Origin of the sequence: Bifidobacterium primatium (genome assembly GCF_002802875.1) — a bacterium.
GTDB lineage: Bacteria > Actinomycetota > Actinomycetes > Actinomycetales > Bifidobacteriaceae > Galliscardovia > Galliscardovia primatium.
In genome coordinates, this window is the sequence record NZ_PEBI01000004.1 from 42,477 (window position 1) to 56,742 (window position 14,266).

Genomic DNA, 14,266 nt, shown 5'->3' on the forward strand with positions numbered 1-14,266 from the left:
CCGGGTCACCTTCTTACCGCGAGCTTGTTGGACAGGTATGTGGTCAGCATGCCGATGGGGATGATGAGGATCACGTAGCCGAACGCGAAGATCAGGAAGATCGAGACGATCACGTCGGGGTGGTATTCGATCATCTGGCTCATCAGCGACGAGGTCTCCGTGGCCACGGATGCGGCCGCCGCGACGGTGGAGTTCTTCAGCAGTGCGATGAACGTGTTGCCCAGCGGCGCCACGGAGCCGCGGAAGGCCTGCGGCAGGATGATCTCGGTGGCCGACTGCATGAAGCCCAGGCCCAGCGCGCGCGCCGCCTCGGCCTGGCCGAGCGGCACCGTGTTGATGCCGCTTCGCAGCGACTCGCACACGAACGCGGCCGTGTACAGGCTCAGGCCGGTGACGGCGAGCCAGAAGAAGTTCGTGGCGAACGTGTCGGAGAAGGTGAGCTTGAGCTGGGCGTAGGCGCCGAGCACCATGAACACCATGATGATGGTCAGCGGCATGTTCTTGAAGAACTCCACGTATCCGCCGGCGACGGCGCGCATGGAGCCGATGGGCGAGATGCGCATCATCACGAGGATGACGCCGAGGATGAGCGAGAACAGCGCCGACCACAGGGTCAGCTCGATGTTGACGAGGAACGCGGCGGGGATGTCGTATTCGGAGAACAGGCTGATGAAGCTTTCCATGTCACTCCCCCTCCGTGGGTTTCGGCGGATTGTACTGCGCGTTCGGCTTGTATCCGGTGCCCTTGGTGTTGTCCTCGACGGCGCGCTGCCAGGCGCCGTCCTTGATCATGGATTCGATGGCGGCGTTGATCTTCTTCGCGAACGCCTTGTCGCCCTTCTTGATGCCCACGCCGTAGTATTCCTGCGTGAACGGCTTGCCCACGACCTTGAGCTTGCCGCGGGAGGCCGAGGCGAGGCCGGCGAGGATGATGTCGTCGGTGGTCACGGCGTCGACGATGCCGGAGAACAGCGCGGTGGCGCATTCGGCGTAGCCGGGCTGCTCCATGAGCTGCACCTCGTTGGCGAACTTCTCCTTGACGGTGGTGGCGGAGGTGGAGCCGGTCACCGAGCACAGGCGCTTGCCGTTGAGGTCCTCGGGGCCCTTGATGCTGGTGTCGTCGCGTCGGACGAGCAGGTCCTGGCCGGCCACGAAGTACGGGCCGGCGAACGACACGGCGTTCTTGCGCGCGTCGGTGATGGAGTACGTGGCGAGGATCATGTCGACGTCGCCGTTCTGCAGCATGGCCTCACGCTGCTTGGAAGGAGCCTCCTTCCAGACGATCTCGTCCTCGGAGTATCCCAGCTGCTTGGCCACGTACTTGGCCACGTCCACGTCGAAGCCGACGTAGGTGCCGGACTTCTTGAAGCCGAGGCCCGGCTGGTCGAATTTGATGCCGATGCGGATCTTGCCCGTCTCGTCGCCCGAGCCGCAGGCGGCGACCGAGCATATGCACGCCACGACGCAGACCGCGGCGAGCAGTCTCTTCCACAGCCGTGCGAGGGCTGTCTTCACTCTGTTCATAGATGTTCTTCCGTTTCCTCTGTTCTTCCTGATCCGTCCTGTCCTGTCGGGATGCCGTCGTGCGGCGGCATCAGTGCGTGAGGATCTTGGAGAGGAAGTCCTTGGCGCGCTCGCTCTTCGGATGGTCGAAGAACTCGTCGGGCGAGGCCTCCTCGAGAATCTGCCCGTCGGCCATGAACACGATGCGGTCGGCGGCTCGACGTGCGAAGCCCATCTCATGGGTCACGCAGATCATGGTCATGCCCTCGTGGGCCAGCTCGATCATGACGTCGAGCACCTCGTTGACCATCTCGGGGTCGAGCGCGGAGGTCGGCTCGTCGAAGAGCATGACCTTGGGATGCATGGCGAGGGCGCGGGCGATGGCGACGCGCTGCTGCTGGCCGCCGGAGAGCTGGGCGGGCATCTTGGACGCCTGGGAGTCGACGCCGACGCGGGCGAGCAGCTCCATGGCCTGGTCCTCGGCCTCCTTCTTCGCCATGTGGCGCACGCGGATGGGGGCGAGGGCCACGTTCTCGAGGATGGTCTTGTTGGCGAACAGGTTGAACGACTGGAACACCATGCCGACCTCGGCGCGCAGGCGGGCGAGCTCCTTGCCCTCCTGGGGCAGGGGCTTGCCGTCGATGCGGATATCGCCCGAGTCGATGGTCTCCAGACGGTTGATGGTGCGGCACATCGTGGATTTGCCGGAGCCGGAGGGGCCGACGACGACGAGCACCTCGCCCTTGGCGACCTTGAGATTGATGTCCTTCAGAACGTGGAGGTCGCCGAAGTGCTTCTCCACGTGGGTGAGTTCCACAAGTGGACGGGAGTCGTCCGTACGGTAAATTTTCTCTTCTGACATAGGTGCAGTATAGCCCATGCCTTGGTTTCAAACGTTTTACGCGCTCTCTTCGTGGAATCGCGGACAAGGCGGAGGCGCCCCGCCCGGTGCCGCGGACACGATTTTGGCTGGGTGCCCACCTAGCGGACAAACCCACCAAATTAACGCGGCCGCCGTTATCATGATGCCCGTCCGCGCAAAAGCGCACGACCGCGAGAGAACAGAAGGACATCCATGAACGCAGCAACCCGCAAGTTCCGTTCCGTCGTGGCGGCCACCGCCGCCGTGCTGATCGCCGCCACCACCCTGGCCGGCTGCGGAGGCTCCTCCGCGTCCTCGAAGGACGCCGACGCCGCCGTGTCGATCGGCGTGGAGCCCTGGCTGGGATACGCCCCCTGGTACATCGCCGAGAAGAACGGATACTTCAAGGACCAGAACGTCAAGGCCACGATCACGAACTTCGACACCGATTCCGACATGAACGCCGCCATCGCCGCAGGCAAGATCCAGGCGGGCAACGTCGGCACGCAGAGCGCGCTGCAGATGCTGGAGAACAAGGTGGACGTCTCCGTGGTGATGGTGCTCGACGCCTCCGAGACCGCGGACGCCATCATCTCCGACGGCAGCGTGAGCGGCGTGGCCGACCTCAAGGGCAAGTCCGTGGCCTACGAGGAGGGCAGCACATCCGACGTGCTGCTCAACTACGCCCTCGAGGAGCAGGGACTGGGCGTGGACGACATCAAGAAGGTGCCGATGAGCGCCAGCTCCGCCGGCACCGCGGTGATCGCCGGCAAGGTTCCTGCGGCGGTGACCTACGAGCCGTACATCACCGAGGCGAGGCGGAAGGACCCGAACATCAAGGTGGTGTACACGCCGAGCGCCAAGGAGGGTCTGATCTCCGACGTGCTGGTGGTGCGCAACGACTTCATCAAGAACCACCCCGACCAGCTGACCAGCCTGCTCAAGGCCTGGGACCAGTCCATCGACTTCTATGACAGGAACACCGACGAGGGCCAGGAGATCATCGCCACCGCGATCGGCTCGAAGAAGGAGGACCTCAAGACCGCGTTCGCCGGCGTGAAGTACTTCACCGCCAAGGACAACGCGAGCAAGCTCGACGGTGACTTCAAATCCACGTTCGAGGCGGTGAACAAGGCCTCCATCAAGGCCAAGATCGTCAGCGGCACGCTGAACCCGGACGACTATGTGAACGCCGAGTTCGCGACCAAGGCGGCCAAGTGACGATGGGCGCCACGAAACGTAAGCGTTCGCGTCGTCTGCGCACGCCGCTGACCCGCGGCCGGCGCATCGCCGCACCCGTGGTCACCTTCGCGGTGCTGCTGGCGCTGTGGGCCGCGGTGACCGAGACCGGCGCGGTGGACCCGCTGTTCCTCCCCTCCCCCTCCGCGGTGGCGCGGGCGCTGGCCGATCAGGCCGCGCAGGGCGTGCTGCTGGCCGACGTCGGCACCAGCGTGTACCGCATCACCGTCGGCTATCTCATCGCCGTGGCGATGGCGGTTCCGCTGGGCGTGATGATGGGCGTGAACGAATGGGTGCTCAGCGCCGTCGAGCCGCTGATGGACTTCATCCGGTACATGCCCGTGGTGGCGTTCGTGCCGCTGACGATCATCTGGGCCGGCACCGACGACCTGCAGAAGTTCCTCATCATATGGATGGGCACGTTCTTCCAGCTGGTGCTGCTGGTATGCGACGCGGTGATGCAGGTGCCGCAGAACCTCATCGACTTCGGCGAGACGCTGGGCATGCGGAAGCACGACATCATCATGCGCATCGTGTTCCCCGCGTCGCTGCCGCGCATCTGGGACGCGCTTCGCGTGAGCCTCGGCTGGGCGTGGACATGGCTCGTGGTGGCCGAGCTGGTGGCCGCCACGTCGGGTCTGGGCTACCGGATCACCGTGTCGCAGCGGTATTTCGCCACGGACGTGATCATCGGGTACGTGGTGGTGCTGGGCATCCTCGGTCTGTTCTTCGATCAGGTGATGCGGGCCATCGGCAAGCGCGCGTTCAGGCGCTGGGAGGGAAGATGATGAACGAGAACACCATGCGGAGCACGGAGGCGACGGCCGGGCCGCGTATCAGCGTGCAGGACGTGTCGATGTCGTTCGGCGACCTGAACGTGCTGGAGCACATCGACCTTGACTTCCACGAGAACGAGTTCGTGGCCGTCGTGGGCGCATCGGGCTGCGGCAAGAGCACGCTGCTGTCGATCATCGGCGGACTGCTGGAGCCCACTGCCGGTTCGGTGTCCGCAGGCGGGAAACCGGTGGATGGACCGGGGCGCGACCGCGGCATCGTGTTCCAGCAGCCGGCGCTGCTGCCGTGGCTGAGCTGCCTGGGCAATGTGGAGTTCGCGCTGCGCGGGGAGAAGAACCTGTCGAAGGCCGAACGGACGGAGATTGCCCGGCGCCATCTGGCCGACGTGAAGCTCTCTGGATTCGAGGACGCGTATCCGAACGAGCTGTCGGGCGGCATGAAGCAGCGTCTCGCCCTGGCGCGGTCGTTGTCGTACCGTCCGCAGGTGCTGCTGATGGACGAGCCGTTCGGCGCATTGGATGCGCTGACGCGCCAGGAGATGCAGATCCTGCTCACCCAGGTGTGGGAGGCGAACCGCATGACCGTGATGATGGTGACCCACGACATCGAGGAGGCGGTGTTCACCGCGGACCGCGTGGTGGTGCTTACGCCTCGCCCGGGACGCATCCGCGAGGACATCGCCATCGACCTGCCTCGTCCACGCACGCAGGAGATGATTGCCACCGACCGGTTCCAGTCCTATGTGCAGCGCATCTGGGATCTCATCCATGAAGGCTAGACGAATCGGGCCGCGTGAAAACGCCGGCCGTTCGTCGTCATGAAGCCGGTCGACCACGATGGCCCCGCCTCGGAAATCATTCGAGGCGGGGCCATCGTATTGTGATCTCATCGTGCGGCGAGGCGATGTCAGAAACGTGGTCTGCCGAGCCCGTCGACGAGTTCGACGCCGGGGATGTCGGCGAAGATCGAGCCGTCGACGACGAGTTTGGACGGTCTGATGCCGGAGCCGAGGTAAAGCCTCGGGATGCCGAGGATGCGACGGTCGACGAGCAGCGGCCATGCGGCGGGAAGCCCGATCGGCGACATGCCCCCGGATTCCATGCCCGTGGCCTCGACGGCCGCGTCGATGGGCGCGAACGACACCTTGCTGACGCCGAGCGTGTGCTTGACGAGTCCGTTGAGGTCGGCGCGGGTGTCGGCGGTGACGAACGCGGCGGCGAACTGCGGCGGCGCCTTGCGGGTTTTGTGGGTATGCACGACCACGACGTTGCCGGTGGACTCGAACGGGACGCCGTATTTCGGGCACCACAGGTCGGTGTCGGATTCCTCGTCGGTGTTCTCGGTGACGCCGACGATCTTCTCCTGCGGCACACCGGCGGCGACCAGTGCGTTCAACGCCTCGAACACCGGTTTCGCCAGCAGCCGCCCATCATGCCAGTCCAGTATCTCCAACGTCATGAGCCTCCCCCGTTTCCATGCGCCTTCGGCGACGCATTGATGCCGAGGATAGCGAAAGCGCCACCGGCACATGCCGGTGGCGCTATTCACATTGCCTATGAACCGTTATCGCTTACGCCTCGGTTGTTCCATTGAGTGCCCGTCCGAATCATTTGAGAACGGCTACTCGATGAAGGCTGATTGATGCGTGCGGTAGCAAGGAATGCGGACGAAGGCGTACAACAGTACGTCGAAGTTCGCAATGACGCCGCTAACGCTCCATCAATCAGTCTTCATCAGTCCTCGTCTTCCTCGGGGTCGTAATCGACGCCGGTCTCGGCGCGCTGCTCATCCGAAATCGGGGCGGGGGCGCCGGTGAGCGGATCGCGGCCGCCGCCGGCCTTCGGGAAGGCGATGACGTCGCGGATGGAGTCGGCGCCGGCGAGGATGGAGACGGTACGGTCCCAGCCGAGGGCGATGCCGGCGTGCGGCGGGGCGCCGTACTTGAAGGCCTCGAGCAGGAAGCCGAACTTCTCGTCGGCCTCCTCCTTGGTGATGCCGAGCACGTCGAGCACGCGGTTCTGGATGTCGTCGCGGTGGATACGCACGGAGCCGCCGCCCATCTCCTCGCCGTTGCAGACGATGTCGTAGGAGTCGGACATGGCGTGCTCCGGATCCTTGTCGAACTTGTCGATCCAGTCGGCGCTCGGCATGGTGAAGGGATGGTGCATGGAGGTCCACTTGGAGTGGCCGACGGCGACGTCATCGTCATCGGGATCGTCGGTGGGCTTGAACAGCGGGAAGTCCACGACCCAGGTGAAGGCGAACTGCTTCGGATCGAGCAGGCCCTGTCGACGCGCGATCTCGACGCGCACGGCGCCGAGCAGCAGCTGCGAGGATTCGCGCGATCCCGCGGCGAAGAACACGGCGTCGCCGGGCTCGGCGCCGACGGCCTCGCGAAGGCCTTCGCGCTCGGCGTCGGAGAGGTTCTTGGCGACGGGGCCCTTGAGGGTGCCGTCGGCGGTGAACTGCACGTAGGCGAGGCCCTTGGCGCCGCGCTGACGGGCCCAGTCCTGCCAGGCGTCGAACTTGCGGCGCGGCAGGTCGGCGGCGCCCTTGTAGACGACGGCGCCGACGTACGGGGCCTGGAACACGCGGAACGGGGTGTCCTTGAAGTATTCGGTCAGTTCGACGATCTGGTTGCCGAAGCGCAGGTCGGGCTTGTCGGAACCGTACTTGTCCATGGCGTCCTGCCAGCTGATGCGTGGCAGCGGCAGCTGGACCTCGTAGCCGGCGGACTTCCAGATGGCGGCGATGACCTTCTCGGCCATGGCCATGACGTCCTCCTGGTCGACATAGGCCATCTCCATGTCGAGCTGGGTGAACTCGGGCTGGCGGTCGGCGCGGAAGTCCTCGTCACGGTAGCAGCGGGCGAGCTGGTAGTAGCGTTCGACGCCGGAGACCATGAGCAGCTGCTTGAGCAGCTGCGGGGACTGCGGCAGCGCGTACCAGGAGCCGGGAACGAGACGGGCGGGCACGAGGAAGTCGCGGGCGCCTTCCGGGGTGGACTTGATGAAGGTCGGGGTCTCGACCTCGGTGAAGTCCATGTCCTCGAGGGCGTGGCGGGCGGCCTTGGCCATGTCGGAGCGCAGCTTGAGGTTGTGCTGCATGGAGGGGCGGCGCAGGTCGAGGTAGCGGTACTTGAGGCGCACGTCCTCGCCGGGCAGCTTGTTCTCGGACTCGTTCTCGAGCGCGGTGGACACCTGGAAGGGCAGGGCGTCGGACTTGGCGAGGATCTCGATCCTCTCGGCGACGACCTCGATCTTGCCGGTGGCGAGATGGTCGTTCTCGTTGCCTTCCGGACGCAGGCGGACCTCGCCGACGACCTGGATGACGAACTCGCTCCTCAGGGGGCGGGCCACCTCCTCGTCGTAGATGACGACCTGCACCAGGCCGGTGCTGTCGCGCAGGTCGATGAACGCGACGCCGCCGTGGTCGCGGCGACGGTCCACCCAACCGGCGAGGGTGACCTTCTGGCCGACGAGGGCCTCGGTCACCTCGGTGGCATGCTGTGTTCTGTAAGCCGTCTGGCTCATTGTGCCTCTATTCCTTTTATGGGTTGAAATCTCACGTATTATATCGAATCGCCGTCGTGGGTCGGTAACGAATCGCGAACCGTCACCGCTCGCCGTATTCGACGGTCTGCAGGGCGACCCGCTCGTCCGGCGTCCACGTCTCGGCGTCGGCCTTGGACTGGTCGCCGGAGACGATGTTCTTCACCTCGTCGTCGGCGCCGTCCTGTCCGGGGAACCACACGTAGGGGATGCCCAGCCTATCGGCGTACTTGATCTGCTTGCCGAGCTTGGCGGCGGTGGGGGCCACGTCGGTGGCGATGCCGCGCGAGCGCAGCATGGCGGCGATACGGTTGGCCCGGCTGCGTTCGTCCTCGTTCCACACGGCCACGAGCACGGCGGCCGGCGACTGGCGGCTGGCCTTGGCGCCTGCGGTGTGCAGCATGTAGGAGACGAGTCGGGACAGGCCGATGGACAGACCCACGCCCGGGTACTTCTTCTTGCCCTGGGTGGCGAGGTTGTCGTAGCGGCCGCCGGAGCAGATGGAGCCGAGCGAGGCCGCGCCGTCGAGGAAGGTCTCGTATACGGAGCCGGTGTAGTAGTCGAGTCCGCGGGCGATCTTGAGGTCGGCCACGACGGCGCCCGGACGGATGCGGGCCGCCTCGTCGACAATCATCGCGAGCGTGGCGAGTCCCTCGTTCGCCAGCTGATATGCCTCGGAGGACTCCTCGATGCCGTGCCTGGCGCACAGTTCGCGGAAGCGCTCCCCCAACTCCTCTCCGGTGGCCGCGCTCAGGCCGGCGAGTTCGAGACACGCCGAGGCCTGCGCCTCGCTGGCTCCGCATTCGGAGACGAGCAGCTTGCTCACCTCGTCGGCACCGATCTTGTCGAGCTTGTCGATCTCGCGCAGCACGCCCTCGACGTCGGTGAGGCCGAGACCACGGTAGAAGCCTTCGGAAAGCTTGCGGTTGTTGGCATGGACGGTCGCCTTGGGCAGCCCGAACTCGCGCAGTGCCTCAAGGGCCGAGACCATGACGAGCGGCAGTTCGACCTCATAGTGGGAAGGCAGGTCGCCGTTGCCCACCACGTCGATGTCGGCCTGGATGAACTCGCGGAAGCGGCCCTCCTGCGGGCGCTCGCCGCGCCAGACCTTCTGGATCTGCCAGCGCTTGAACGGGAACACGACGTCGCCCGAATGCTCGACGACATAGCGGCTCAGCGGAACCGTCAGATCGAAGTGAAGACCGAGCCGGTCCTCGACGGGCGTGTCGTTCTCCTGACCGACCTCCTGCAGACGGGACAGCAGGTAGATCTCCTTGCTGGTCTCGCCCTTCTTCAGAAGGCTTGAGCCCTGTTCCACCGCCCTCGTCTCGATGCCGAGGAATCCATTGAGTTCGAAAATCCTGCGGAGCGTGTCGATAGCGCGCTGCTCGACGACCCGTTCTTCGGGGAGCCACTCCGGGAAACCTGATAATGATGCACCTTTTGCCACGAGTCCATATAATAGGTCTAGTTGTGGAAAAACCGTGGCTTTCATGGTTCTTCCCATCTCTCTCACGCATTAACACAAGGAGCTGGCCATGTCGGACGAGACTGCAACCACACCCGAGAACGTATCCGCAGCGGCGGCGAAGCCCGCCGCACACCCCAAGGCGGCGCCGAAACCGCATGCGCCGTCGCCGGCGGCATTCGCCAAGAAGGCCCCCAAGGTCGCGGTGGTGAAGAGCACGTATTCCGACGAGGACATCGCCAAGGCCGAGGCGTTCGGGCGAGTCGCCGACGACGGCACCGTGTTCGTCAGGGAGGGCGATTCCGAGCGCGAGGTCGGCCAGTTCGCCGACGCCGACAAGACGGCCGCGCTGAAGCTGTACGCCACCCGCTTCCTCGACCTCAAAGCGAAGCTCGACTTCCTGGCCACCCGTCTGAACGCGGCGAACATCAAGTCCCACGAGATCGACGAGTCCCTCAAGCTGCTCGAGCAGGAGGTCGACAACCCGCCGGTTGTCGGTGACATCGCCGCGCTGAAGGCCCAGCTGGAGGAGCTCAAGGCCGCCGGCAAGGCCAAGAAGGACGAGCTCGCCGCCGCCCGCAAGGCCGCCGTCGCGAAGGCCGTGGAGGAGCGCACCGCGATCGTGGAGAAGGCCGAGGCCCTGGCCGCCTCGCTGGGCGACAAGACGAACTGGCGTTCCACCGCCGACAAGTTCCGCGCCCTGTTCGACGAGTGGCAGGCCCATCAGCGCAACAGCGTGCGCATCGACAAGCCGCAGGCGGACGCGCTGTGGAAGCGCTTCTCCGCGGCCCGCACCACGTTCAACCAGTCGCGCCGCAAGTGGGCCCAGAACCGCGATGCCGAGCGCGCCCAGGCCAAGAAGGCCAAGGAGGCCATCATCCAGGAGGCCGAGGCCATCAAGGACTCCACCGAATGGGGCGAGACCTCCCGCAAGTTCAACGACCTGATGGACCGCTGGAAGAAGGCCGGCCGCGCCGGGCGCAACGACGACGACGCCCTGTGGGCCAAGTTCCGCGAGGCCGCCGACACGTTCTTCAACGCCCGCCAGGCCGACCGCGACCAAATCAGCTCCAGCGAGAAGGAGAACCTCGCCAAGAAGGAGGAGCTGCTCAAGAAGGCCGAGGCCCTGCTGCCGGTCAAGGACGTGAAGGCCGCCAAGGAGGCACGTCAGGCGCTGAGCAAGATCCAGGACGAATGGGATGAGATCGGCTACGTGCCGCGCGGCGATGTGCATCGCATCGAAAGCCGTCTGGATGACGTGGAGAAGCAGATCAAGGCCGTCGAGGACGCCGAGTGGACGCAGTCCGACCCGGAGACCGACGCCCGCAAGTCCAGCTTCGAGGAGCAGCTCACCGCCCAGCTCGCCGAGCTCGACAAGAAGATTGCCGCCGCGACCGATCCGAAGAAGAAGGCCGCGCTCGAGGCCGAGAAGGCCACCAAGGAGCAGTGGCTCAACGCGGTGAAGTAGTTTTCACCGGAAACTCCGCCAAGGCAGGCGCACAATTGGTGCGTCTGCCTTTTTTCGATGTCACCGTGGCGTATATAAAACGCCAAAGGGAACGATTGCGGACGGAGGGGGTCTGAACGAAATGAACCGTCCAGCCCCCCTCCCATTCAACGGAATCTCGAAATTTTTGCTTTGTCTCGCGAAAAACAAAAACCTTTGTTGTCGTCACATATGTCGCAGCTTGGGTTCGGCGCTGTCCTTGGCACCGGTGATGCGGTAGCAGTCGAACACGCCGTCAATCTTGCGCACGGCGGCCAGCAATGTGTTGAGGTGCTGCGGGTCGGCCATCTCGAAGACGAACTGGCTGGTGGCCACGCGGTCGTCGCCGGTCGCTATGGAACCGGAGATGATGTTCACGCCGTGGTCGGACAGCATGCGGGTGACGTCCGAGAGCAGATGCGGACGGTCGAGTGCCTCCACCTGGATCTTCACGAGGAAGGTGCCGTTGGCGCTGGTCCACGAGACGTCGACGATGCGGTCCGGCTGATGCTTCTTGAGGTCAAGCAGGTTCTGGCAGTCGGCGCGATGCACCGACACGCCCTGCGTGCGGGTGATGAATCCGATGATGGAGTCGCCGGGCACCGGCATGCAGCATTTGGCGAGCTTGACCCAGATGTTGTCCACGCCCTTGACCGACACGCCGGGGGCGGCATCCACGTTGCGCACGCGCTGCAGTGGCAGCGCCTCCTGCTCCACCTCGTCGTCGACCTCGGCCGGTCCGACATCCTTGACCAGTCGGGAGATGACGTTCTGCGTGGAGACCTGGCCCTCACCGATGGCGGCGAAGACGGCGTTCGGATCGGGATAGTTCAGTTCCTCGGCCACGCCTATCAGGGCCTCGGGGGTCAGCAGCGTGGATATGGGCATGTTGCGCTTGCGCATGGCGCGCGTAAGCTCCTCACGCCCCTCCTCGATGGCCTCGCTGCGGCGCTCCTTGCTGAACCACTGACGGATCTTGTTGCGGGCCTTCGGGCTTTTCACGAAGCTCAGCCAGTCGCGTGAGGGGCCGGCCGTGTCGGACTTCGAGGTAAGGATCTCGACGGTGTCGCCGTTGTCGAGCTTGGTGTCGAGCGGCACCAGACGTCCGTTCACGCGCGCGCCCATGGTGCGGTGGCCGACCTCGGTGTGCACGGCATAGGCGAAGTCGACGGGCGTGGCCTCGGCGGGCAGCGAGACGATCTTGCCCTTCGGCGTGAACACATACACCTCGGCCGAACCGAGATCCTGCTTGAGCGAGCCGAGGAACTCGTCGGAGTCCGGCGTCTCGCTCGTCCAGTCGGCGAGCTGCTGTATCCACTTGAGGTTGTCGGCCTCGGAAAGCTCGCGGTACTCCTCGCCGTTCTCGCGCTTGAGGTCGGACTTGTCGGGGGACGACAACGCACGACCAGCCTGACCGTTCTCCTTGTACTTCCAGTGGGCGGCGATGCCGAATTCGGCACGGCGGTGCATGTCCCAGGTTCGGATCTGGATTTCGACGGGTTTGCCGCCCGGCCCCACGACCGTGGTGTGCAGGGACTGGTACATGTTGAGCTTCGGCATGGCGATGTAGTCCTTGAACCGTCCGGGGACGGGGTTCCATCGCGCATGCACGGCGCCGAGCGCGGCATAGCAGTCGCGTATCGAGTCGACGATGATGCGCACGCCTACCAGATCGTAGATGTTCTCGAAATCGTGGCCGCGCACGATCATCTTCTGGTAGATGCTGAAGTAGTCCTTGGGCCGTCCGGTCACATAGGCCTTGACGTTCTGCTTCTTCAGGTCGGCGTTGACCTCTTCGAGGATCTGCTTGAGATACACCTCGCGCTGGCCGGCGCGACGGGCCACCAGCACCACGATCTCGTTGTAGATCTTCGGGTAGAGCACCTTGAAGCTCAGCTCCTCGAGCTCGGTCTTGATGGCGTTCATGCCCAGGCGGTTGGCGAGCGGCGCATAGACGTCGAGGGTCTCACGGGCCTTGCGCTGGGCGCTGGAGGTCTTCACATAACGCCAGGTGCGGGCGTTGTGCACGCGGTCGGCGAGCTTGACGACCAGCACACGCACGTCGCGGCTCATGGCCACGACCATCTTGCGGATGGTCTCGGCCTGCGCGGAGTCGCCGTAGTCCATCTTGGAAAGCTTGGTGACGCCGTCGACGAGACCGGTGACCGTGTCGCCGAATTCCTTGCGGCATTCGTCGAGCGTGTAGTCGGTGTCCTCCACGGTGTCGTGCAGGAGTCCCGCTGCCACCACCAGGGGCCCCATGCCGAGGTCGGCCAGGATCTGCGCCACGGCCAGCGGATGGATGATGTAGGGTTCGCCCGACTTGCGCCGCTGCGGCGCATGCTGCACCACCGCACGGTCATACGCGCGCTGCAGGATGGAAAGGTCCTCGCCGGGATGGTGCATCTCGCACATCTGCCAGATGGGCAGCAGGGGGTTCAGCGGATCGTCGCTGATCTCACACCCCAATTCGTGCGCGGAGACGTCCTTTGGCTTGTCGACGGCATGCTCAGCCATGTTTCGCTCCTCTCCCTACACAAATGGTGCTGACTATTGTAACCGCTCGGTTCACGATTTCACGCCGGTGGAGCCAAAACCGCGCTCGGCGCGATCCGATCCGGGCAGCCTCTCCGCCGGAACGAACCTGGCCTCCACATAGCGCTGGATCACCAGCTGTGCGATGCGGTCCCCCGCCTTGAACGTCACCGTGTGCTCCGGGTCGAGGTTGATGAGCGGCACCTTGATCTCGCCGCGATACCCCGCATCGATGGTCCCGGGCGCGTTGAGCACGGTCACGCCCTGTTTGACCGCGAGCCCGGAGCGCGGATGCACGAGTCCGACGTATCCGCCGGGCAGCGCGATGGCGATTCCGGTGGGCACCAGCGCCCGCTGGAACGGGGCCAGCTCGACGTCCACGGTGGTGATCAGATCGGCGCCGGCGTCCCCGGCATGCGCGTAGTGCAGCGTGGCCGGTCCACCGTCAAGCGATCGGACCAGCACTTCGACGTTTTCCGGCCCGTCGTATGATTCGTCAAATGCCATGTCAGTCAGCGCACTCCTCGCACACCGGCTCGCCGTCGGCGGTGGTATAGGCGAGCTGGCTGCGGTGCTTGACGAGGAAGCACTCGGAGCAGACGAACTCGTCGCCCTGCATGGGGATGACGGTGACCGAGGAATCCTCATTGCTCAGGTCGGCGCCCGGCAGCTCATAGTCCTCGGCGATGGCGTTCTCGTCATCGTCGATGTCGCTCGCCTGGCTCTGACGCGAGCTCTTGCCCAACGCCTCGATGGACTCCTCGTCTTCGTCCTTGCTGCGCGGGGAATCATAATCCTGTGCCATGAGTGAACTCCTTTCCCATAAG

General features: G+C 64.9%; 13 protein-coding genes. 4 read left to right on the forward strand and 9 right to left on the reverse strand.

What is annotated here, in order from left to right; translation table 11 throughout:
* Nucleotides 1-5: 5 nt before the first annotated feature.
* The 3 genes from CS006_RS08205 to CS006_RS08215 all read right to left on the reverse strand — a co-directional run bounded on the left by CS006_RS08205 (nucleotide 6) and on the right by CS006_RS08215 (nucleotide 2,365).
* Nucleotides 6-683, reverse strand: a complete 678-nt coding sequence (locus CS006_RS08205) for an amino acid ABC transporter permease (protein ID WP_100511342.1) — start codon at nucleotides 681-683, stop codon at nucleotides 6-8.
* A 1-nt stretch (nucleotide 684) separates the two neighbouring features.
* Nucleotides 685-1,524 carry a glutamate ABC transporter substrate-binding protein gene (locus tag CS006_RS08210; protein WP_100511343.1) on the reverse strand — a complete coding sequence of 280 codons (840 nt, stop codon included), beginning with the start codon at nucleotides 1,522-1,524 and terminating at the stop codon, nucleotides 685-687.
* Nucleotides 1,525-1,594: 70 nt separating this feature from the next.
* Nucleotides 1,595-2,365: an amino acid ABC transporter ATP-binding protein gene (locus CS006_RS08215; RefSeq protein WP_100511344.1), complete on the reverse strand. Its 771-nt coding sequence runs from the start codon at nucleotides 2,363-2,365 to the stop codon at nucleotides 1,595-1,597.
* 213 nt (nucleotides 2,366-2,578) lie between these two features.
* Between CS006_RS08215 and CS006_RS08220 the strand changes: the two genes are divergently transcribed.
* Genes CS006_RS08220 through CS006_RS08230 form a run of 3 tightly spaced genes read left to right on the forward strand, consistent with a single transcriptional unit; the run spans nucleotide 2,579 to nucleotide 5,177 of the window.
* A complete protein-coding gene (locus CS006_RS08220; protein WP_100511345.1) occupies nucleotides 2,579-3,586 on the forward strand; it encodes an ABC transporter substrate-binding protein in 1,008 nt (335 codons plus the stop codon).
* Nucleotides 3,587-3,588: 2 nt separating this feature from the next.
* Nucleotides 3,589-4,392 (forward strand): ABC transporter permease, encoded by an 804-nt coding sequence (locus tag CS006_RS08225; protein WP_100511346.1) that lies wholly within the window; start codon nucleotides 3,589-3,591, stop codon nucleotides 4,390-4,392.
* A gap of 14 nt (nucleotides 4,393-4,406) precedes the next feature.
* Complete coding sequence (locus tag CS006_RS08230; RefSeq protein WP_207760031.1) at nucleotides 4,407-5,177, forward strand: ABC transporter ATP-binding protein; 771 nt, start codon at nucleotides 4,407-4,409, stop codon at nucleotides 5,175-5,177.
* Between the two features lie 128 nt (nucleotides 5,178-5,305).
* Here the strand turns inward: CS006_RS08230 and CS006_RS08235 are convergent, their stop codons facing one another.
* The 3 genes from CS006_RS08235 to hisS all read right to left on the reverse strand — a co-directional run bounded on the left by CS006_RS08235 (nucleotide 5,306) and on the right by hisS (nucleotide 9,400).
* Complete coding sequence (locus CS006_RS08235) at nucleotides 5,306-5,857, reverse strand: YbaK/EbsC family protein (protein WP_207760032.1); 552 nt, start codon at nucleotides 5,855-5,857, stop codon at nucleotides 5,306-5,308.
* A 275-nt stretch (nucleotides 5,858-6,132) separates the two neighbouring features.
* Nucleotides 6,133-7,932, reverse strand: coding sequence for an aspartate--tRNA ligase (aspS, locus tag CS006_RS08240; RefSeq protein WP_100511347.1), 1,800 nt, complete (start codon nucleotides 7,930-7,932; stop codon nucleotides 6,133-6,135).
* 82 nt (nucleotides 7,933-8,014) lie between these two features.
* Complete coding sequence (hisS, locus tag CS006_RS08245; RefSeq protein WP_100511348.1) at nucleotides 8,015-9,400, reverse strand: histidine--tRNA ligase; 1,386 nt, start codon at nucleotides 9,398-9,400, stop codon at nucleotides 8,015-8,017.
* An 88-nt stretch (nucleotides 9,401-9,488) separates the two neighbouring features.
* Between hisS and CS006_RS08250 the strand changes: the two genes are divergently transcribed.
* Nucleotides 9,489-10,886 (forward strand): DUF349 domain-containing protein, encoded by a 1,398-nt coding sequence (locus CS006_RS08250; RefSeq protein WP_100511349.1) that lies wholly within the window; start codon nucleotides 9,489-9,491, stop codon nucleotides 10,884-10,886.
* Nucleotides 10,887-11,090: 204 nt separating this feature from the next.
* Here the strand turns inward: CS006_RS08250 and CS006_RS08255 are convergent, their stop codons facing one another.
* The 3 genes from CS006_RS08255 to CS006_RS08265 are packed head-to-tail and all read right to left on the reverse strand — an operon-like array spanning nucleotide 11,091 to nucleotide 14,244.
* Nucleotides 11,091-13,421 carry a RelA/SpoT family protein gene (locus tag CS006_RS08255; RefSeq protein ID WP_100511350.1) on the reverse strand — a complete coding sequence of 777 codons (2,331 nt, stop codon included), beginning with the start codon at nucleotides 13,419-13,421 and terminating at the stop codon, nucleotides 11,091-11,093.
* 51 nt (nucleotides 13,422-13,472) lie between these two features.
* The gene (gene dut, locus CS006_RS08260; RefSeq protein WP_100511351.1) at nucleotides 13,473-13,946 is read right to left on the reverse strand and encodes a dUTP diphosphatase; all 474 of its coding nucleotides are present in this window, start codon (nucleotides 13,944-13,946) and stop codon (nucleotides 13,473-13,475) included.
* A gap of 1 nt (nucleotide 13,947) precedes the next feature.
* Entirely contained in the window at nucleotides 13,948-14,244 is a 297-nt protein-coding gene (locus CS006_RS08265; RefSeq protein WP_100511352.1) for a DUF4193 domain-containing protein, read from the reverse strand.
* Nucleotides 14,245-14,266: the final 22 nt, after the last annotated feature.